General features: G+C 68.4%; 18 protein-coding genes. 8 read left to right on the forward strand and 10 right to left on the reverse strand.

Features of this window, described 5'->3' with window-relative positions; translation table 11 throughout:
- Nucleotides 1-3 precede the first annotated feature (3 nt).
- A complete protein-coding gene (locus QHF85_RS08435; protein ID WP_281326566.1) occupies nucleotides 4-1,521 on the forward strand; it encodes an amidase family protein in 1,518 nt (505 codons plus the stop codon).
- Nucleotides 1,522-1,575: 54 nt separating this feature from the next.
- On the opposite strand, the gene QHF85_RS08440 is transcribed toward QHF85_RS08435, so the two are convergent.
- From QHF85_RS08440 to QHF85_RS08450, 3 genes are all read right to left on the reverse strand, one after another.
- Nucleotides 1,576-2,814: an AgmX/PglI C-terminal domain-containing protein gene (locus QHF85_RS08440; RefSeq protein WP_281326567.1), complete on the reverse strand. Its 1,239-nt coding sequence runs from the start codon at nucleotides 2,812-2,814 to the stop codon at nucleotides 1,576-1,578.
- A 113-nt stretch (nucleotides 2,815-2,927) separates the two neighbouring features.
- Nucleotides 2,928-3,656 carry a response regulator transcription factor gene (locus QHF85_RS08445; RefSeq protein ID WP_281326568.1) on the reverse strand — a complete coding sequence of 243 codons (729 nt, stop codon included), beginning with the start codon at nucleotides 3,654-3,656 and terminating at the stop codon, nucleotides 2,928-2,930.
- Nucleotides 3,653-5,452 carry a HAMP domain-containing sensor histidine kinase gene (locus QHF85_RS08450; protein ID WP_281326569.1) on the reverse strand — a complete coding sequence of 600 codons (1,800 nt, stop codon included), beginning with the start codon at nucleotides 5,450-5,452 and terminating at the stop codon, nucleotides 3,653-3,655. Before QHF85_RS08450 ends, QHF85_RS08445 begins: the two co-directional genes overlap by 4 nt.
- Nucleotides 5,453-5,677: 225 nt before the next feature.
- On the opposite strand from QHF85_RS08450, the gene QHF85_RS08455 reads away from it, so the two are divergent.
- Nucleotides 5,678-7,522: a hypothetical protein gene (locus QHF85_RS08455; protein ID WP_281326570.1), complete on the forward strand. Its 1,845-nt coding sequence runs from the start codon at nucleotides 5,678-5,680 to the stop codon at nucleotides 7,520-7,522.
- A gap of 1 nt (nucleotide 7,523) precedes the next feature.
- On the opposite strand, the gene QHF85_RS08460 is transcribed toward QHF85_RS08455, so the two are convergent.
- A complete protein-coding gene (locus QHF85_RS08460; RefSeq protein ID WP_281326571.1) occupies nucleotides 7,524-8,162 on the reverse strand; it encodes a hypothetical protein in 639 nt (212 codons plus the stop codon).
- Nucleotides 8,163-8,243: 81 nt separating this feature from the next.
- On the opposite strand from QHF85_RS08460, the gene QHF85_RS08465 reads away from it, so the two are divergent.
- The 6 genes from QHF85_RS08465 to QHF85_RS08490 all read left to right on the forward strand — a co-directional run bounded on the left by QHF85_RS08465 (nucleotide 8,244) and on the right by QHF85_RS08490 (nucleotide 12,938).
- Nucleotides 8,244-8,741: a hypothetical protein gene (locus tag QHF85_RS08465; RefSeq protein ID WP_281326572.1), complete on the forward strand. Its 498-nt coding sequence runs from the start codon at nucleotides 8,244-8,246 to the stop codon at nucleotides 8,739-8,741.
- Between the two features lie 130 nt (nucleotides 8,742-8,871).
- Complete coding sequence (locus QHF85_RS08470; protein ID WP_281326573.1) at nucleotides 8,872-9,273, forward strand: hypothetical protein; 402 nt, start codon at nucleotides 8,872-8,874, stop codon at nucleotides 9,271-9,273.
- 10 nt (nucleotides 9,274-9,283) lie between these two features.
- Nucleotides 9,284-10,351, forward strand: a complete 1,068-nt coding sequence (locus QHF85_RS08475; RefSeq protein ID WP_281326574.1) for a cupin-like domain-containing protein — start codon at nucleotides 9,284-9,286, stop codon at nucleotides 10,349-10,351.
- Nucleotides 10,288-11,439, forward strand: a complete 1,152-nt coding sequence (locus tag QHF85_RS08480; RefSeq protein ID WP_281326575.1) for a hypothetical protein — start codon at nucleotides 10,288-10,290, stop codon at nucleotides 11,437-11,439. The genes QHF85_RS08475 and QHF85_RS08480 overlap by 64 nt, the downstream gene beginning before the upstream one ends.
- A 357-nt stretch (nucleotides 11,440-11,796) precedes the next feature.
- Nucleotides 11,797-12,492, forward strand: coding sequence for a hypothetical protein (locus tag QHF85_RS08485; protein ID WP_281326576.1), 696 nt, complete (start codon nucleotides 11,797-11,799; stop codon nucleotides 12,490-12,492).
- Nucleotides 12,483-12,938 (forward strand): hypothetical protein, encoded by a 456-nt coding sequence (locus QHF85_RS08490; RefSeq protein ID WP_281326577.1) that lies wholly within the window; start codon nucleotides 12,483-12,485, stop codon nucleotides 12,936-12,938. The genes QHF85_RS08485 and QHF85_RS08490 overlap by 10 nt, the downstream gene beginning before the upstream one ends.
- 166 nt (nucleotides 12,939-13,104) lie before the next feature.
- On the opposite strand, the gene QHF85_RS08495 is transcribed toward QHF85_RS08490, so the two are convergent.
- The 6 genes from QHF85_RS08495 to QHF85_RS08520 all read right to left on the reverse strand — a co-directional run bounded on the left by QHF85_RS08495 (nucleotide 13,105) and on the right by QHF85_RS08520 (nucleotide 18,767).
- Nucleotides 13,105-13,476, reverse strand: a complete 372-nt coding sequence (locus QHF85_RS08495) for a VOC family protein (protein ID WP_281326578.1) — start codon at nucleotides 13,474-13,476, stop codon at nucleotides 13,105-13,107.
- A 100-nt stretch (nucleotides 13,477-13,576) separates the two neighbouring features.
- The gene (locus QHF85_RS08500; RefSeq protein ID WP_281326579.1) at nucleotides 13,577-14,455 is read right to left on the reverse strand and encodes a hypothetical protein; all 879 of its coding nucleotides are present in this window, start codon (nucleotides 14,453-14,455) and stop codon (nucleotides 13,577-13,579) included.
- A 27-nt stretch (nucleotides 14,456-14,482) separates the two neighbouring features.
- Nucleotides 14,483-15,043 carry a dihydrofolate reductase family protein gene (locus QHF85_RS08505; RefSeq protein ID WP_281326580.1) on the reverse strand — a complete coding sequence of 187 codons (561 nt, stop codon included), beginning with the start codon at nucleotides 15,041-15,043 and terminating at the stop codon, nucleotides 14,483-14,485.
- A 9-nt stretch (nucleotides 15,044-15,052) separates the two neighbouring features.
- Entirely contained in the window at nucleotides 15,053-15,511 is a 459-nt protein-coding gene (locus QHF85_RS08510; RefSeq protein ID WP_281326581.1) for an SRPBCC domain-containing protein, read from the reverse strand.
- Between the two features lie 47 nt (nucleotides 15,512-15,558).
- Nucleotides 15,559-16,443 (reverse strand): hypothetical protein, encoded by an 885-nt coding sequence (locus tag QHF85_RS08515; protein WP_281326582.1) that lies wholly within the window; start codon nucleotides 16,441-16,443, stop codon nucleotides 15,559-15,561.
- A gap of 764 nt (nucleotides 16,444-17,207) precedes the next feature.
- Nucleotides 17,208-18,767, reverse strand: coding sequence for a GMC family oxidoreductase N-terminal domain-containing protein (locus QHF85_RS08520; RefSeq protein WP_281326583.1), 1,560 nt, complete (start codon nucleotides 18,765-18,767; stop codon nucleotides 17,208-17,210).
- Between the last annotated feature and the right edge of the window lie 519 nt (nucleotides 18,768-19,286).

Raw genomic sequence — 19,286 nt, forward strand, 5'->3', positions numbered from 1 at the left:
AGGGTGAGCTTCAAGGAATACGACGACCACGACGCTGTGGGCCTCGCCGCGCTCGTGAAGAAGGGCGAGGTGAGCCCCGCCGAGCTGCTCGAGGAGGCGATCACGCGCGCCGAACGCGTGAACGGGCGGCTCAACGCGATCGTGATCGGCATGCACGTCATCGCGCGTGAGCGGGCGCGCGGCGAGCTGCCGGACGGCCCGTTCCGCGGCGTGCCTTTCCTCATGAAGGACATGGCCTGCGCTTATGCAGGCGTGCCGCTCCAGGCCGCGAGCCGCCTTTATCGCGGCAACGTCCCTGCCCATCACGCCGAGCTCACCGAGCGATTTTTGCGCGCCGGCCTCGTCGTGTTCGGCAAGACGAACTCCCCGGAGTTCGGCATCCTGCCGACGACGGAGCCCGAGCTTTATGGCCCCACGCACAACCCCTGGCGTCTCGGCTACTCGCCCGGCGGATCGAGCGGCGGCGCGGCGGCGGCCGTCGCGGCGGGCATCGTGCCCATGGCGCACGGCGGCGACGGCGGCGGCTCGATCCGCATTCCGGCCTCGTGTTGTGGTCTCTTCGGGTTCAAGCCCACGCGCGCGCGAACGCCGGTCGGCCCCGACGTGAGCGAGAGCTTTTATGGGTTCGCCACCGAGCACGTCCTCTGCCGCACCGTGCGCGACAGCGCGGCCGCGCTCGACGCGACGGCTGGTCCCGAGTCGACCGCGATGTACCACGCGCCCGCGCCGTACCACGGTTTCCTGGAGGCGCTCGGCGCGCCCCCGGAAAAACTCCGCATTGCCTTCACGACCGAGCCGCTCCTCCACGGCGCGGACCCGCACGCGGACAACCGGCGCGCCGTCGAGGAGACGGCAAAGCTCCTCGAAAAGCTCGGCCATCACGTGGAGCCGGCGCGCCCGCGCTTCGACGCGCGTGAGTTCGCGAAGGGGTTTTTCCTGCATTTCAGCGCGCTCGTCGCCGCCGAGATCCGCGCGGCGGAGGCCTTCCTCGGCCGCCCGGCGAAGCGCGAGGACGTGGAGCGGACGACGTGGCTCTTGAACCTCGTCGGCCGGAGCACGGACGCGGGGACGTTCGTCTATCATCGGAAAAAACTCTTCGAGGTGCAGCGCGCGGTCGCCGGGTTTTTCCAGGACTACGATATCCTGCTGACGCCGACGATCGGCAGGCCGCCCGTGCCGCACGGGACGCTGCTCGCGAAGGGCCTGGAGGAGGGTATGCAGGAGCTCGTGGCGCGGCTCGATCGTCCGGAGCTCTTGCGGCTGCCGCGCTTGCTCGACATGGCCGTGGAGCGCGCCTATGCGTTTTCCCCGTTCACGCCGGTCTTCAACGTGACGGGGCAGCCCTCGGCGAGCGTGCCGCTCCACTGGAATGCGGAGGGTTTGCCCATCGGGACCATGCTCACGGCGCGTTTCGGCGAGGATGCGCGCCTCTTCCGGCTTTGCGCGCAAATCGAGGAGGTCCAATCCTTCCGGGCGCGGAGGCCGCCCGTGCACGCCTCCGCGTCCCCGGCGCTCGCGTGACGCGCGAGCCGTGATCTCCGGCGATCTCTCGCGAATCGCGGGGGCGGGGGCCCTTCAGCCGGGCGTGAAGAGGACCGGATACACGACCGTGGTCTCCTTGGTCGCCGCGGGGAACACGAGCGTCTGGCCGGCGTCACGCATGCACGTCTCCATTGACTGGATCGCGGGCGAATCCGCGGTGGCCTTCATGCTCACCACGTGCCCGTCGGTGTCCACCTTGAAATCGAGCGAGATGCGACCCTGCGCCGCCGGATTCGTCTGGAGGACCGCCTCGTAGCAACCCCGGAACGCGCCGAAGTGGCTACGCACGACGGCCTGGATCTCCTCGGCTTCGAGCGACTCCGGGACCTCGACGCTCGTGGCCTCGAGCGGCAGCTCGTCCATGCCGGCGAGCGTGGTCTCGACATTGTCGAGCTGGGCGAAGCGCGGCGCAGCGATGAGGATCACGGGCGGCGCGCCAGAGCGCTTCTTCGCGGCCACGAGGCCCTTGCCCTTCCCGAGCATGGCCTTGATCTCGGCCGTCGGCAGCGGCAGCTCGGCGTCGTACCGCGCGGGGATCTCGCCTCCTTCGAGATCGTAATAATAAACGACGAGCGCGGAGGCGAGCTCGGCGCGGGCGCGGACGATGCCGATCCACGAGGTCTCGCGGTTCGTGGCGCTGTCGACGCTCACCTCGCACGTCGGGCACGTCTTCTCTTTTTCGGCGCGAATCGCGCCACCCACGTTGAACGTGCCGATCCGATCACTCGAAAAATTGCGGTCGCCGCCGAACGCGAGCACCCGCACGCGATATCGGCCGCCCGCGTCCGGCGAGAAAAACTTCGCGAGGGCGCCCGCGAAGATCGAGACCGGAGGCTCGGCCGGGGTGAGGCGGCGCTTCGGCGTGTCCTCGCTGCCCGTGAGCAGCTTGCGGAGGCGTTTTTCGGCCTCGGAGGACAGTGCCCATTCGCGATCGCCCGCATGCGTGGCGAGGAGGTTCTCGACGGCCGTGATCGCGCCCTCCGCGTCGCCCGTCGCTTCGAGCGCGCGGCTGCGCACGAGCGCGGCCTCGTCGCGCTCGGTCACGGTGGCGGCAGGATGCGCGAGCGCCGTATCGATCTCGACGAGCGCCTGCTTCGGATCCTCGCCGCGGTCGAGCGCGCGCGCGACCCGCTCGATACGAAGCGCGACCGACGCCTCGCCGGCCGGCGCCGCCTGAATGGCCGGCGCCTCGGTGCCCTCGGGGCTCTCCCCCGCGCAACCGAGCACGAACGTCGAAACCAGAACAAAACCACGGCCGAATTGCTTCATCATGATTGGATCCTCCGTTATGGCTGCCATCGCGGCGCCGTCTGGAGACCACTATGCGGCGTGTTCCTGTACGAAATTTCTCCGCCATGTCACCGTTCGGTCACCGGGCGCGGACGTCAGTCGCCGCCCGCGCTCGGGGTGCGGGTGAAGCGGTACCCCGCGCCGCGCACGGTGACGAGGTGGCGAGGGTTCTTCGGGTCGTCCTCGATCTTGGCGCGGAGGCGGTTGATGAAGTTGTCGACGGTGCGATCGGTGCCGAAGTAGTCGGCGCCCCAGACGGCATCGAGGATGCGTTGCCGGGGAAGCAGCGTGCCCTCGTGGCGCAGGAAGTACCGGAGCAGGCGCATTTCGAGCGCGGTCGTCTCGATCGGCTGGCCTCTGCGGCTCAGCGTGTGGGCGCGGAAATCGGCGGTGACGTCGCCGATCTGGAGGACCTCGGTCTCCGCATCGACGCGCCTGCGCCGCCGGAGGGCCGCGTCGATGCGCGCGCAGAGCTCGGCCACGCCGAACGGCTTTACAATGTAATCATCGGCGCCGAGCCGCAGGCCCCGGACCTTGTCGGGCTCCTCGCCCTTGGCCGTGACCATGAGAATGGGGACCTCGGGGTCCGCCTCGCGGAGGCGCTGACAGACCTCGAACCCGTTCATCCCAGGGAGCATCACGTCGAGCAGGACGAGGTCGGGTTTTTGCGCGAGCGCGGCCTCGAGGCCGTCCTTGCCGGTGCCCGCGACCTCGACGCGGAACCCCTCGGATCGCAGGGTCTTCGTCATGGCGAGGCGCAAGCCGAGGTCGTCCTCGACGAGGAGAATGGTCTCCTGCCGCCCCGCGGTGTGTCTCGTGGTCATGTTTTCCTCCCGGGAAAAACCAGAATGAACGCCGCGCCGCGGCCGGGCTCGCTCTCCACGCGCGCCGTCCCGCCGTGCGCGCGCATCACGTGCCGGACCAGCGAGAGGCCGAGGCCGCTGCCCTCGGTCTCCCGGCTCAATTTGTCGTCGAGCCGCTCGAACGGCTCGAAGATGCGCTTCTGATCGCGCCGCGAGATGCCCGGGCCCCGGTCCTCGACGCGGATCGTGATGTCCTCGTCCGTGTGACGCACGACGACGCGATAAGGCGCCCCAGCGGGCGCGTATTTGCGCGCATTGTCGAGCAGGTTGTCGAGGGCGAGGCGGACGAGCCCCGGATCGACGTGCGCGGAGGCCGGGGCGTCAATGGCGCGCTCGATCGCGGGGACATCGGGGAAGCGCTCCTCGAAGGCGACGATGGCCTCGTTCGCGACGTCCGCGAGATCGGCCTCGGCGCGCACCGCGGCGAGCCGGCCCTTGGCCATGCGGCCGAGCGAGAGCATCCGCTCGACCGTGTCGCCGAGCCGCTTCGATTCGCGCGCGAGCGCCTCGAAGACCTCGTGCTGCTCGTCGGGCTCGACGCGTCCGCTTTCGAGCAGCTCGGCGAGCATTCGTACGGAGGAGACCGGGGTGCGGAGCTCGTGCGAGACGGCCGAGACGAAATCGACACGCAGCTCGCTCGTGCGTCGGGCCGCGCGCATGCGCGCCCATAACAAGGCAAGGAGGCCGAGCGAGACGACGACCGCGCCCCCGCCGATGGCGGCGAGGACGCGGCGGCTCTGCGCGGCGCGTCGATCGATCGCCGTGCGATCGGCGGGGACGACGTGCATGGCGAGGCCAGGCGAGAGGAGCGTCGTTCCGCGGAGGTCGCCGAACGACGATACCGTGGGAGCAAAGAGGGCGCGCTCTCCTGGCTGCATGGCAGGGAACCCCGCGTCGAGGGAGGCGGCGAGGGATTCGCCGTGCACGACGAGGCCCGCGAGCCGGCCGTCGTCGAGCGCGCGGAGGACGAAGATGGCGCCCGGGGCGCGAAACCGCAGCATGCCGGCGCGATCGGGGCCGCCGCGCAGGGCCGCCGTGGCCTCCTCGCTGCGCAAAGCTTCGAGGATGCGGCCGCGCGTCGAGGGAGAACCCTTCAATGCGAGGAGCGCCCGGGTCCGCAAGGGTTCGCCGAGGGCGACCGCCGTCGTGATCTCTTCCCGCGCCGCCTCGCGCTCCCCGGGCGAGAGCGAGCTCGCGTGGCCCTCGATCCAGGAGACGAGCGCCGGGGCCTCGCTCTCCGAAAGATGGGAGAGCGCGACGACGGGATAGAGGTACCGTCCGCCGGCGCCGCGGATGTCCGGACAAACGTCGAGCAGCTCCTTGCGGGCGGCCTCGCGCTTGTCGGAGTTTTTCGTGGTGGTGAACGTGGCGGCGAGGGTGTTGCAATGATCGGCCGAGGCCGGCGGGCCGGCGCTCGCGGGGGGCGCGGCCGGCAGGGCGAGGGCGCGGTCGCGATCGAGCAGCACGGGCGCCGCGAAGGGCGGGGCGATGCCGGCGAGGACGCGCTCGGCGTCGCGGAGCTCGGGGCCGAAGCGCGCGGCGGCGAGGGCCACGTCGGCCTCTGCGAGGGCCTTCTCGACGCGGAGGCGGAGGCGCTCGGCGCTGAAGTCGAGCGCGCTCTGGGCCTCGCGCCGCTGCGCCGCCTCCTCGCCCTCCATCGCGCGCAGGCCGAGCACGCCGACCGCGATCGAAGGCAGGAGCGCGAGCGTCACGAAGAGGAGGAGATCCCGGAGGCGCGCGGCGCGTTCGGTCAGCACGAGGCAGAGGTTCGCATGGAAATGTCACGGCCGTGTCACGGCGCGTCGCGCTCGCAGGCGGATGTGGAGATCGTTGCGATGCAAAGCAGCGTGGCGACGCGGCGCATGGTGACCGGGATGGTACAGCGGCGAATGGCGCGAGGGAAGCGGGAGTCCCGTGGAGGGGCCTTCAACCGTCCGCGCTTTTCTTGTATTCTTGACCGTTGCCTTTTCCAAGGAGTGTCCATGACGAAGCTCGATTCCTGCCCCGGCGGTTCCGTCGACTCTCTCCGGCTCGGCCTCGCGACGCTCGTTTTCCTGGTCCCCCTTTCGGGTTGCCAGGATCTCACGTCCGGGCCCGAAGGTGCTGTCCCACTCGAAAGCGCGGCCGTGGTGGGGAGGAGCATCCCGGTGGTCGCCGAGCCCGCGCCGCCGTCGCTCACCCCGCCTGGCGGCACGATCTGCGATCCGTACGAATGGCAGCCCTGTTATTACGGCCCGCCGGGCACCGAGGGCGTCGGCATTTGCACCGGCGGCTACCAGGAATGCTCTGCGACGGGGACCGAGTGGTACGAGTGCGACGACGTCCGGCCCCAGGTCGAGGTCTGCACGAACGACGTCGACGACGATTGCGACGGCGAGGTCAACGAGGGGTGTGTCTGCCTGCCCTGGGAAAAGGAAGAATGCTGCGTCGGCGAGGGCCAGAGCCTCGTCTGCACCCCCGGCGTCCGGCCCTGCTCGATGGACGGCCTGTCGTGGGGGGAATGCGTGCCCGTGGGCCTGACCTGCGCCGATTCAGCGGGGCCGTCCGGCACGCACAACTGGAGTTTTGGCTATGGCGACACCGGCCAGACGTTCGGCAGCGCGGTCGAGACCGACGGCGATTGCAACGTATACGTGACGGGGACGTTCGACGGGACGGTCGATCTCGGCGGCGGGCCGGTCACGAGCCTGGTGAACCTGGGGCGGTACGACATGTACCTCGCCAAGTTCGACGCGGGCGGCCATCACGTGTGGAGCAAGTTCTTCCAGTACCCGAGCGGGACGAGGTCGTCGAGCGGCTTCACGAGGGATGGCGCCGGCCACGTGATCCTCACGGGCTCGTTCCAGGGCGGGATCGATCTCGGCGCGGGCCCGATGGTGAGCGCCGGAGGCAACGACATCTACGTCGGCAAATTCGACGGCGCGGGGAACCTGATCTGGGGTCGCCGCTTCGGCGGAACGGGCCACGATTTCGGCGGGTCGGTCGTGACGGACGCGGCCGGCAACATCTTCCTCTCCGGGCCCTATGACGGCACGCTGGATTTCGGCGCCGGTCCCATGACCTCGACCGGGTTCCGCGATGTCTACCTCGTCAAGCTCGATCCGAATGGCAACACGCTCTGGAGCCGCTCGTACGGCAATGCTGGGAACAACTCCGGCATGGGCCTCGTCGTCGACGGCGCGGGCAGCGTCCACGGGAGTTTTACGTTCTCGGGCACGCTGAACATCGGCGGCACCTCGTACGTGAGCGCCGGCAAGTACGACTTGCTCCTTTTGAACGTCGACACGAACGGCAATGTCCTCTGGAGCCGGCGCGTCGGCGGCACGGGGGACGAGGGCGGCGGGCCGCAGGCGATCGACGCGGCGGGGAACGTCTATTACAGCGGGAGCTTCGAGAACACGGTCGACTTCGGGGGCGGGCCGCTCGTCTCCGCGGGCAGGACCGACAGCTTCCTCTTCAAGCTCGATGCCAGCGGCAACCACGTCTTCAGCAAACGTCATGGAGACGCGGGGCTGCAGAGCGGCGGCGACGTGAACCTCGATCAGGCCGGGAACGTGATTCTCTCTGGATCCTGGAACGGCACCATGGACTTCGGCGGCGGCCCGGTCACCGTGTCCGACACGAACGTCTTCGTGGTGAATCTCGATTCGAGTGGCAACCACCTCTCGACGCGGCATTACGGGTTCGGCTCCGCGTCCGACCTCTCGGTGCATCCGAGCGGCAACGTCGTGATGACCGGCAACCACGTGAACCTCCTCGATTTCGGGGGAGGCTCGCTTCCGCCGTCGCAGAAGCCCCGAGGCTTCCTCGCCTCGTTCGTGCCCTGAATCAGCCCTCGAAAAGGACCCGCCGCGCCGTGGGGAAATCCTCGCCCGCGGCGCCGCGGCGGGCCGCGAGGGCCTCGGCGAAGAGGCCTTTTTCGACGAACGCCTGAACGTCCGCGAGCGTGGCCCCTTCCGAGGGGGCGAACGTCAGGAAATACGGCTTCTCCCCGGTCTTGACGCCGAGCTCGGCGCGCTCGATCACGTGGCGCAGGAGAGCGAGGGCGTCCTTGGGGAGGCGGCCGCGCCCCTCGACCTTCTCGAACATCTCGGTCCAGTCGAGCGAGGACGAGCCGCGGAGCTGGGAGAAAACCAACTCATACGCGCTCTGGAGATCCGGGTTCCAGCCGATGGCGTCGATCGCAGCTTCGAGCACGGATTGGTCGTCGCCCTGGATCAGCATGAGCTCGGCCTGGGCGAGGCGGAGTCGTCCCTTGAGGTCCGGGTCCTTCACAGCCTGGGAGACTGCGCGGAACGTGGAGGGATCTGCGCGCTCGATCGCGACCTCCTCGTTCATCGCCCGCGCGGCCCACGCGAGGAGCTCCGCGGGAAGATCCGGATTGTCGGCAAGCGCCGATTTTGCGATTTCGTCTTCGTCGGCCGTGTCGTCGTCACGGAGTCGATCGAGGAGAGATTGGGCGTTCATGGGGCGGAGCATACACGGGGCGAGGTCGAGAGTCTGCCCGGGTCTTGTGCCTCGGGCGGTAGGGCTGTAGGCTCTGCGACCATGCGGTTTGCCGACGAGATCCCTGCGTGGCTACAGCTTCATCGCCGCCTCGTGTCCCTCCAGGACGAGGTGGGGGCCATGAACGCCATCGTCTGCGATCTCTCGGGCAGCCTGCTCTGCTACGGTCTGTCGAGGCGACCCCAAACCGGGCTCGCCGCGTGGGAGGCTCCTTCGTTGCGGCTGACGGAGCTCGAGCTCCAGCGCGAGCTCTCCACGCTGGGCGAGATGTTCGCGCGCGTGCTGCGAGCGCGCCCGCCCGGCAAGGACAGACCCGGCGCGAGCTTCACGGTCGTGCTGGCCGACGACGAGCCGTTCGTCTACGCGCAATCGTTCGCCGGCGTCTACGTATTGCTCCTCTGGTTCAGCGGTCCGTTCACGCCGTTCCCGGTCGCCCCGCGCGTCCGGTCCGCGCTGCCGTCGATCGAGGCGCTCACGGTGATGCTCCCGCCGCCCGAGGGGCCGAGCCGAGAGTCTGGGGCCATGCGGATGCGGGGGTGAGCGGCGCGATCTGCCCGCGATGATCGCAGGCGGGCCGTTCCGTCCGCGACCGCCTCGATCCGAATTCGATCGTGAGCCGCGCGCCGGCTGTTGACGGCCGTACAGGACCGCTGTTATCTGGTCCTCCAGAATGAAGCGCGTCAGGCCGACTCCGCTCCCGATCACGTCCCTCCTCGTCCGCGCCGGGCAAGCCGCGGCGCTCACGGCGGCGCTCTTGCCGGGGTGCAGCGCGGATACCACGGGCGGAGGTGGCGAGATTCCGCCGCAGGCTCCGGATCCGACGTCGAGCTCGACGGGGCCGGGCGGGGGCGGAGGCGCTGGCGGCGTCATTGCACCGCAGCCGGGGCCGGGCGGGGGAGGGGGCGTCGGCGGTGCCGGTGGCGTCATTGCACCGCAGCCGGGGCCGGGCGGGGGAGGCGGCGCAGGCGGAGCAGGCGGAGGGGGCATCGGCGGCGCAGGCGGCGCCATCCCGCCTCAACCCAATCCGACCGGCGCAGGCGCCATGTCGCCGCAACCGCCGGAGGCCTGGTAAGCCATCGCCGATGGGCGGTCTCTCTCGGTTCAGGACGCGCGGCGTCCCTTCTCCGCAAGAAACGGCGCGGCCTCGACGAGCGGCAGATAGGCTCTCCGCCGACGCGCTCGATTGGATCGTGCTGAACCTCGCGCGTGGCATGGAGCGCCGCGAGATTGTCGCGACGCTCGCCGGGGCAGGCCTTCCCGTGGCGGTGGTCAGCCGCGCGCTCGATGAGCTCGACCATTCGCAGATCACGCCGGCCTATGTCCGCGCGCTCGACGAGCGCGCCCGAGCGCGCGAGACATGCAGGCTCCCAGAGTTCGTCCGGGGAGATGCTCGCGCGCTCGTGGAGGTCTCGCGGTGCCCGCCGGCCGACGTGTTTCATCGTCAGCACTGGATCGGCAATGCTCCGCTCGTCGTGCGAGGGTTCGTGGAGCAATGGCCACGGCCCCCGCGCTTTCGGTTCGAGGACCTCCGGCGACGGTTCGCCGACGTGGAAATCGAGGTCGCCCGCGGTCGAACCAAGCACGCGCGCCCCGACCTCGAATTCACGGAGCTGCGGGCAAAGATGCCATTCGGGGACTACCTCGACCTCGTCACGACCGCGGTCGACGACGACGCCTACCTCGTCGCGCGCAACCGAGCCTTCGAGGACACGGCGATCGGGCAATTGCTGGAGGAGATCGAGCTGCCCTCCGATCTCTTCCCGCCGCCGCGCCGCGGGGCCATCTCCTTCTGGCTCGGTCCCGAGGGCACGCACACGAAATTGCACCACGACGCGACGAACAACTTCTTTTGCCAGATCCTCGGCAAGAAGCGTGTCGCCTTGGTGCCGCCCAGCGCGACGATGGTCGCGGATGCGGCGACGGGTTTCTACGCCTCGCATACGAGCGACGATGTTCGTCGCGTCCACCCCGAGCTCGTCCACGAAGTGGAGCTCGCGCCGGGCGATGCGCTTTTCCTCCCGGTCGGCTGGTGGCACGAGGTATGGAGCTTGTCCCCGAGCCTTTCGCTCGCCGTCGTGGGCTTTCGTTGGCCGAACAGCTACGATTACCGGCCCGGGCGCCCCTTGCACCAGCGCGAATCGCTCGGTTGAGCAGGCGAACCGAATATCGCGATCATTCCTCCTCCACGCGCGAACCCATGGCTTACCTCGTTCCCCTCTTCCTCGGCATTTGTGCGGTGCTTGCGATTGTTCTTGCGCTGCTCTCTCGGAACGGCATGCACGCGGCATTCTCGGCCTTGGCCGCCGAGCTCGCGCGGCGCGGCATTCATTTTCGAGGAATGATACCGGCGGGTGCATGGACGACGGTTCCGCCGACGGCCCTCGACCTTCCACAACGAGGGATCCTGCTCGAGCGTGCCGACGGGCTCCGCGCGTCGCTGTCTCCGAATGCGACGCAGGGAGCCGCCACCGTGCCCGGTTTTGGCCCGATCGCTCCGATGCACACGCTCGTCGAGGTGGATTCCGCCTTGCCCGACCAGATGATCTGCGCGCCCGACCGCGCGCAGGGGGCCTTCGGACCGTTCCCGCCAGCCCCGTTGCGCACGGGCCATCCCGGATTCGATCAGCGGTTCGCCATTTACGCCCGCGTCGAGGAAGGGAACAGCTACCGGCCGGCTCCACCGAATCCTGCGCCGTGGGCACGTTCGGCGGCCGCGCCGCTCATTTTCTCCAATCTCCACACGCTCGGCTTCGTCGCGATGCATGTGCACGGAGGTCGCGCGCGGATCCTCTTCGCTCCCCTGCCGGTCGACGGGATGGTCTCGGCGATGGATACGGCATCGATGATCGCCGGCGCGCACGAAGCACGACGGCCGGCGCCGATTCCGACGCCGCTGCGGACGGGGTCGCCGCCGAGCGTCGTGCTCGCCATCGTCTTCTTTGTATTTCAGGGGTTCGGGATACCGCTGCTCCCGCACGTCACGGAAACGGGCCTCGCGCTCGCGGGAAGCGAGATCGCCTGCCCGAACGGCGGCACCTTCAAGAAGGGCTATCGGAACCGGTCGGACCAATGCAAATTGCCGAATGGCAAGAGCTACGCCAGCGCCTCGGCCTATCAGGCCTGGCAGTTCGCTTTCTGGAGCGCGTATAACCTCGCCGTGCTGGGCGCCGGCTCTGCGCTCTACTTCCGTCACCGCCGCAATAACGCTCTCGCCATGACGAAGAATCTCGCGACCTGAGCGGGCACTACCTCGCCACGCGGCCTGCCGGGACAGGAACGCACCGAGGGTCACACCTCCCTTGCGTGTCGCGCCACCCCTCGTTCCGGGATGACAACCTGGAAGTCGAATCGAACGCCGACGAGAAAGGTTTTCAATGGATAACCCGCGCGGTGGTGCTCCGGTTGACGGGCGGGCAGCAAACATGGTAGAGAGAGCGGCAGGGAATCTGGGTGTATTTGTCCCAGGCGCAGATTGAGGTTTGGGTATGGGAATCCTCAAGAAATGCCCGAAACGACGGTTGTATACATGGCCGCTCTGGGCGCCGCGCCCGGCGCCTCCCGGGCATCTCGCCTCCGCAGCGCACGGAGGCTGCTCATGAGCTTTTTTCGCAAATGGTTCGGCCGGAGCGGCGCCGACGCAAAGCCGCCCGTTGTGGCGGCGCCGCCGGCGACGGCGCCTGTGCCGGCGCAGGCAGCGCAAGAGCCTCGTGTCGCCTCTACCATCGTCCAGGGCCCGGGCGGCACGTCCGGCTTTTTTGAGCGCGCGTTCGATCTCGGTTCAGGCACCGTCGAGCTCCGTTATGCATTCCGCGAAGATCTCCCGGCGTGGATGGATGGCGTGAGCGTGCCGCTCGTGCCCGGCAAGGGGATCCCCACGCACACCTACGTCACGCTGCGCGCCATGAAGCAGCTCGGGATAGGGCTCGGCGAGGCGCGCGCCTTCAAGCTCTGCGCGATCCACGAGGTCGAGTCCATCGTGCACCTCGACTGGCTCGCCGCACGTCACCCCGGCAAACCGCTCGGCGAGCTCGCGATGGAAACACATTCTTTCAAATATGCGGAGACCCCGATCACGCAATCCGGGCACCGGGTCGTCGCGGCGCGCGTCGACGCCGCCCGCGCCGAGCGCCGCCCCATCGGCGATCTCATGATCCATTACGAGCGCATGGCCGGGGATCCGGCGATCCTCCGGGGCAAGCACGATGCGGTCCTCCTGCGCTACGAGCGCGCTCGCACGGACACGATGCTGATCGGGTACGATTTGCTCATCGAGGTGAAGCCGTGGAAGTAAGCGAGCTGCGGCTGGTCCACGTCGTCTCGCGCGGCTCCCCGGGCGAGCCGGTGAAGGCGTTCGCGGAGGGCCTCCGGGCCCGCTCCACGGCGCACGAAATCACCTTGATCGACGGCCGGGAGGCGCTTTCCGGCGTCGACGTCACGGGGGCGCCCACGGTCCTGCTCAACGCGGATCGCGCCGAGGTGATGGAGCTCCTCGCCCGCTCCTCGCTCGTGGCCGTCATTGAAAAATACGCTCTCTTCGCGTGGTGGAAGCACCGCGGGAGGCGGAAGGGCGCGTTCTGGATTCATGGGCTCGCCGGCGTCGCGCGCGGGCTCGGCCCGGACATCATGGAAAGCCCGCTTTACCGGACGGACTCGCATTGCGCGTTCGGATCGGAAGAGAGCGCGGGTCTGCCCGATTTGCTGGCGCGTTATCTCGAGGGGCTCGCGCGGAAAACGTGATGGATGGAGCGGAAGACCCTCCCACGGTATCTCGGACTCCATGCGCGGTGAGGGGGATCGAGGCCGAGGAGCGGCGCGCCACAGCACCACCCGCAGCCCGTTCTCCAGCGTCACCCGCCCTGCGTGTAGGAGCGCCTGCCGCCGCATCGAGGGGTGCAACGAAGGGTCAGGCCTCGGGTTCGTGGCAAACCACTTCGATGTTGTGCCCGTCCGGACCAAGGACGAAAGCTGCATAGTAGTTCGCGTGATACTGAGGGCGCAGACCAGGCGCACCATTGTCTTTGCCCCCAGCCTCGAGAGCCGCGCGGTAGAAGTCTTCGACTTGCTTGCGATTCTCGGCCGTGAAGGCCAAGTGGAGATGCGTTGTCTTCTCCTCGATTCGGCGGATGCACAGCGAAGCATTGCTGCCGGGGCGACAAAGCTCGACGCCAAGCGGCCCCTCCGAGACAATGGCTACGCCGAGGGGTTCGAGTGCCTCGAGGAAAAATGCCTTGCTCGCGGCATAGTCACTGACTCCGAATACGACGTGATCGAACATGCGTCTCCCCTACCGGCAGCCCGCAACTTCTCCACGGTGGCGCGTTGCCACCCAGAGATCCGACGTAGGCGTCAGGGTTTGCGGGCTGCAACGGACTTCTTCATTGCGACACCCAGGAGCAATACTCGACGGGCGTGGGCGCGGGACCGCATCGGCCACCGAGGTTCGCGCCGAGCTTGAACACGTAGACCCTGCCGTCCTGAGACACCCAGCCCGCCTCCAGGTGATCCCAGGCCCCACAGGACCCGCCTACGTCTCGCGTCGGCACAGCCGCAGAGCCCATCGTCCCCGGGAGCCCTTGCGTGACGAGCGGCAGCTTGGCGTCTCCGGAGCGCGTGCGCCGCAAGAGCTCGACCTCGTCGCCCTCGCCCACGAACTGGAACGCGACCGCGTTGAAACGCAGCGCGTGTGGATCGACGGCGACCTCGGAAGGGCCGCAGTCTTTGCCGCCGATCTTTCCCGGGATCAGCGATTGCCAGCGGCTCTTGTCCAAGGCTCGCTGCGCCTGCGGGCGACGGGTGGCCCGTGCCGACTGGGCCGAGAGCGTGAACACGGCCTGCTTGTTCGTTCGGACGTCGAGGATGGCGAGGTGCAGGCTGCTTTCTTCCTCGATGGTCCATCGCTCGTCGAGAATGGCGATGCTTCGACCATCGTCGCTGATCGCCGGGAATCGCCTCGCGACCTCGGGTTCGACCGTGGTCGTTCCATCGGGGCGCTTCTCGAAGCGGAGCGTGACCGGCGTGAACGCCGCGTCGACCTTCGGCGCTTCGGTGTTACACGTTCCGTCGCTCGAGGGGGCCCGAGGAGCGTCCCCGTCGGGCGGGCTCGGGGCAGCGCTCGCTCGTGGCGACGGGATGCTCGACGGCGACGGGATGCTCGACGGCGACGGGATGCTCGACGGCGACGGCGCCGCGCCGCGACACGCCGCGACCACGCCGATCGAGGCCGTGAACGCAGCCTTCGTCCATGGAGAGATCATGGTGCAGTCTACCTACGCCTCGGCGATCTACTTTTTCGGCTCATATCGCAGCGCCACCGCCCCCGAGCGGAACTCCAGCCGGCCCACGAGCTTCAGGTCGACATGCTTGGAGAGCCCCGCGAACAACGTCGGCCCATGGCCGGCGAGCCTGGGCTGCACGATGAACTCGTATTCATCGATCAATCCGAGCTCTGCCAACGCCAGCGGGAGCTTCACGCCCGCCACGTACAGTCCCTTGCCCGACTCCTGCTTGAGCTGCTGAACGGCCTTCCCCAGATCCCCGCGCAGGAGCTCCGCGTTCCAATCGACCCGGTCGAGGGTGCTCGACACGACGTACTTCTTTGCCGCGTGGACCGTCCGGGCGAAGGGTTCCATCCAATCGGTCATCCAATCAGGCCTCACGCCCGTCTCCGCCGGCGGCCGCCACGCGGCCTCCATCATTTCGTAGATGACCCGGCCAAAAAGGAGGGCATCGGCCTGCGCGAGGGTCTCGGTCGCGTGACGATGCATCTCTTCGTCCGTGGAGCCTGCACGATGATCGTAGCACCCGTCCAACGTGACATTGATGGAATACCGAAGGGGTCGCATGACGTGCTCCTAGTTCCAGTTGTCGATCTTGAGGTCGTCGGGAGACGGCGTGCCCCGACCGGTTTCTGCCAGCGCCCGGAGACTCAAGAGGAACGTTGCCCACTTCATGCTGCAATGGGCGGTGAATTCGACCGCTTCGCGCCAGTTCCGGTGGCCGAACACCAGAATCGTGTACTCGCCCTGCTGGGACAGGTCGAAGGTCAAGTCGGTGCCGATCCATTCCGGCGGCCCGTCCGTGAAGCGCCAGTGCACCGTCGTGTTCGGATCCACCTTCGTGACGTCGAAGGCAATCTTGCCGATCTCCTTCCCGGCCGAATCGGTGAAGCGCGCGGTCATCGAACCCCCGAGCCCGGAGGTCCCGGTCGTGTCTTGGGCCCACCAACCCGCCACGCCAGCGACGGTCGATAGGGCCTCGGCGACACGCGCGACAGGCGCCTTGATGCCGATTCTGTGAAGGATGTCCACCATGATTTCCTCACCTCCTTGCTGATTGGGTTTTGGCGACGCAAAATTCATCAACGCCCGGGCACCGGCACGCACCTCGGCCCGCTGCACGGCACGTGCACCGGGATGCAGCACTCCGCGCGCGAGGGGCCGAGCTCGACGTCCGTCACCTGCACCGTCAGGTCGGGCAGCGCAATCGTGCCCACCGCGGTCCACGCGCGCCTCTCGGCGCAGGCCGTGTGGCCCTCGGCCGGTGGGGGATCGAGCGCGAGCGCGCGCGACAGCACGCCATCGAGCGGGAGCGATACGGCGCCGTCGTGCGCCTCGGCCTCGATGCCTGTCTCGGTCTCGATCAGCGCCGCGAGCTCCGGCGCTCGCAGAGCGCCCCGTGTGATCCGCGCGAGCTCTCCGCGCGCCCACGCGTGCGCCGCGGTGCCGTCGCCCCACGCGCCCGTCGCCGGCGCGTCCACGTGGATCGACGACGGCGCCGCGGCGAACGGCGTCACGCAGCCCGTGCAGCGCGTTCCGTCGAGGCCCACGCCGTCCGTGCGATCGAACGGGCCGACGATTCCGGTGATCGTCGCGTCGCTCGATGGCTGCCACAGGAGCAGCGCGCCGCGATCGTCGCCGTCGCGCACGAGACGGATCGCCACCGCCGGACCCAGCACCGACGGGATCGGCTGGCGATCGAGGCGTCCCACCATCGAGCCCGAGACCACCTCGTCCTCCCGGTCGGGGATCGCGCCGAGGTCGTTCCGCGCGTCGATGGTCCCGCGGTAGAGCACGGTGTCGTCCGCGTAGAGCCACCACATCTGGCGCCGCACCCCCTCGACGCCTTCCGCTTGCACCGACGCGAGCGCGGGATCACTCGCGGGATTGACCGTCTCCCGTGGCACCGCGCGTGCTCCGCTGCACGCGCTGAGGATGATGCCGAGCGCTGCTGTCGTCGTCCGCACGCGCGCAGCGTGCCATGGGGACAACCCGATTGCTCGCGGAGAGTCGGTCGACATCCCCAGCGGCGAGGAAGTGTCACCCGAGGTCCCGGTCTGAAGTCACCTTGACGCGCCCCTGTCCTTACCTCGCATCCCCGCGCCGCTGCCTCGCCTCCTCGATCCGTTCCCTTGTCCATCCCCGCGCCTTGCCTTGACGCGCGCCACCTCTGCCTTGGCGCGCTTCACGCCTACCTCGACGCCGCCGCGCCTCGCCTTGGCACGCCTCCCCGCCGTACATCGACGCGCCGAACCTCCTTCGAGGCGCCGCTTCGCCGTACATCGGCGCCCCGAACCTTCTTCGAGGGCGCCGCTTCGCCGTACATCGACGCGCCGAACCTCCTTCGAGACGCCTCCCAGCCGTTTCGAGACGCGCCGAACCTCCTTCGAGACGCCTCCCACCCGCTTCGAGACGTCGCCCAGCGTTCCAGAACACGAATCCGCCCTTTCGGAGGCACCCCGATGCGTGACCGCCCCCCACGCAACATTCCCGGCGCCAGCCCCAGGCGGCCTCGAGAGAGCCTCGCGCTCTCTGCCAACCAGAACGGCTTGCACCGGCAACGCTGCCTCTGGTCTTGCCACCGGCTTGTGGAAGAACTGCGCATCGCGCAGTTCTTCCATCACCGGTCCAGGGCTGGCCCTGGTCCGGGTCGAGGGGCGGACAGCCCCCGCGGGGCCCGGGGCAGCGCCCCGGCGCGGCGGCTCCTGGCGGGACCATCGTCGGCCGCTGCCTACCCTTTGCCGAGCATCAGCCGCGCGCAGCGGTCTCCGATCATCATCGAGGCCGCGTTCGTGTTGCCGGACACGATGGTCGGCATGATTGCCGCGCCCGCGACGCGCAGGCCGGTCACGCCACGCACGCGGAGCTCCGGGTCTACCACTGCGCTCGGATCGACGCCCATCTTGCACGTGCCGACCGGGTGAAAATCGACCTCGGAGTATTTGCGGAGCGCCTCCCTGAGCTGATCGTCCGTGACCACGGTCGGCCCTGGCGTGTGCTCGACGTCCTCGACCCAGGTGAGGAGCTCTGGGGCATTGATGATCTGGCGGATCATCTTGTAGCCCTCGAGTTGCGTGGCCCAGTCCTCCGCTGTGCTCAGGAAATTCGGCTCGATGAGGGGCGCCTCGCGAGGATTGGCCGAGCGCAGCTTCACCTGGCCACGGCTCGTGGGGTGAAGGTTGATGCAGCCGAGCGCGAGCGCCTCCGAGGGATAGTCGGCCCAGCCGTGGCGCATATGATACGACTGGACCTCGAACCGAGGCGGACCGTTCACGGCGCCGGGCGCTCCGTTCGTGAACATCGACACGTCCATGGTCGTGATGTGGCTCGGCGGGCTCGGCATTCTGAGCTTCTTGACGACCACCGAGGCCAGGTGATCTTGCAGGTTCTGCCCGACGCCGGGCACGTCGGCGACGTGCTCGATCCCGAGCATTGCGAGCTCGGCGGCGCTCCCGATTCCCGAGAGCATGAGGAGCTGGGGCGTGTTGACCGTGCCCGTGCAGAGCACGACGTCCCGCCTTGCCCGGACGGCGATCTCGGCGCCATTCACGTCGATGAGGACCTTGTCGACCTTGCGGTTTGCATCGAACGTGATGCGCTTGACGCGCGCCAGCGTCTTGAGCGTCAGGTTGGGATTCGAGAGGAGCGGTTTTACGAATTTCGTGAATGCGTCCTGTCGAGCCCCCGTTTTTGCGTCGACGTTGAGCTGCGTGAACGCGACCCCGTAGGGCGAGGCGCCGTTGTAATCCTGGTTCAGCGGATACCCGAGCTTCATGACGGCATCGAGCACGCCCTTGGAGAGCTCATTTTTCGAGGTGAGCTCCGCGGTCGGGACGATCGGGCCCATGGTGCCGTGGTAGGCGGGGTCGCCGGCCAGGTAGGTCTCCAGCGCCATGAACGACGGCAGCACGCTCTCGTAGCCCCAGCCCGTGCACCCCTGGGCAGCCCAGCCATCGAAATCGTCTTCATGGCCGCGCACCCAGACCATCCCGTTGATCGAGCTCGATCCTCCGAGCACCTTGCCCGCGGAGTAGGACAGCGCCCTGTCCAAGAGCTCGGGCTGCGGTTCGGACGCATAACCCCAATCGACGCCGGAGTCCGGCTGCGTGAGCTTCCACGATTGCGTGAAATTGCGAATGTCCTCGCGCTCGTTGCTGCCGCCCGCCTCGACGAGCAGCACCGTGACGCCCGGCTCCGAGAGCAGGCGCGCGACGAGCGGGCACCCGGCAGATCCGGCGCCGACGACGACGTAATCATAAACCTCGGGGAGCGGCGAGATCGTTTCGTTCACGCTGCAACCGGCGAGAGATCGCGCGCCGATCGCGTGGAGCGACGATGCACCGATGCCTTTGAGGAGATCTCGGCGCGAGATGGCTGCGCGTTCGGCGAATGCGGGCAGATCAGAACCCCAAGGAGCCCTTGAACGTCGCTTCATCGCACCATTTTATCATCTTGCGAACGGGCTGGCACCGGGCAGGGGGCCCCTTGCACGGCGCGGTTCCGCGCTGCAACACCGGACGGAATCGGCTCCACGGGGACGGGGGACGCCGCCATTTCTGTGCCCTCGGAACGCGCTCTCGGTGGCCGGGGCTGAGCATGGGTCTCGTGGGAGGCGCTTCGCTGGGGCTTTGCCCCAGGCCCCACCGGGGCTATCCGCCCCTGGGCCCGGACCAGCGCAAGCGCTGGACCCAGGGTCGATGAACTGCGCGATGCGCAGTTCATCGAACGGGCCAGGTCAAGACCGCAACCGACCCTGCCAACCAAGACAGCCGCGCGGACGGTTCAACGGGCGACGTGGTAGCAGCGGCGG

It is taken from the genome of Polyangium sp. 6x1, from assembly GCF_029946515.1.
Lineage (GTDB): Bacteria > Myxococcota_A > Polyangia > Polyangiales > Polyangiaceae > Polyangium.

Bases quoted from the DNA above. Each gene is read 5' to 3' on its own strand.
- QHF85_RS08440 (WP_281326567.1), bottom strand. From the start codon at position 2,814: ATGATGAAGCAATTCGGCCGTGGTTTTGTTCTGGTTTCGACGTTCGTG.
- QHF85_RS08445 (WP_281326568.1), bottom strand. From the start codon at position 3,656: ATGACCACGAGACACACCGCGGGGCGGCAGGAGACCATTCTCCTCGTC.
- QHF85_RS08455 (WP_281326570.1), top strand. From the start codon at position 5,678: ATGACGAAGCTCGATTCCTGCCCCGGCGGTTCCGTCGACTCTCTCCGG.
- QHF85_RS08460 (WP_281326571.1), bottom strand. From the start codon at position 8,162: ATGAACGCCCAATCTCTCCTCGATCGACTCCGTGACGACGACACGGCC.
- QHF85_RS08465 (WP_281326572.1), top strand. From the start codon at position 8,244: ATGCGGTTTGCCGACGAGATCCCTGCGTGGCTACAGCTTCATCGCCGC.
- QHF85_RS08470 (WP_281326573.1), top strand. From the start codon at position 8,872: ATGAAGCGCGTCAGGCCGACTCCGCTCCCGATCACGTCCCTCCTCGTC.
- QHF85_RS08475 (WP_281326574.1), top strand. From the start codon at position 9,284: ATGGGCGGTCTCTCTCGGTTCAGGACGCGCGGCGTCCCTTCTCCGCAA.
- QHF85_RS08485 (WP_281326576.1), top strand. From the start codon at position 11,797: ATGAGCTTTTTTCGCAAATGGTTCGGCCGGAGCGGCGCCGACGCAAAG.
- QHF85_RS08495 (WP_281326578.1), bottom strand. From the start codon at position 13,476: ATGTTCGATCACGTCGTATTCGGAGTCAGTGACTATGCCGCGAGCAAG.
- QHF85_RS08500 (WP_281326579.1), bottom strand. From the start codon at position 14,455: ATGATCTCTCCATGGACGAAGGCTGCGTTCACGGCCTCGATCGGCGTG.
- QHF85_RS08505 (WP_281326580.1), bottom strand. From the start codon at position 15,043: ATGCGACCCCTTCGGTATTCCATCAATGTCACGTTGGACGGGTGCTAC.
- QHF85_RS08510 (WP_281326581.1), bottom strand. From the start codon at position 15,511: ATGGTGGACATCCTTCACAGAATCGGCATCAAGGCGCCTGTCGCGCGT.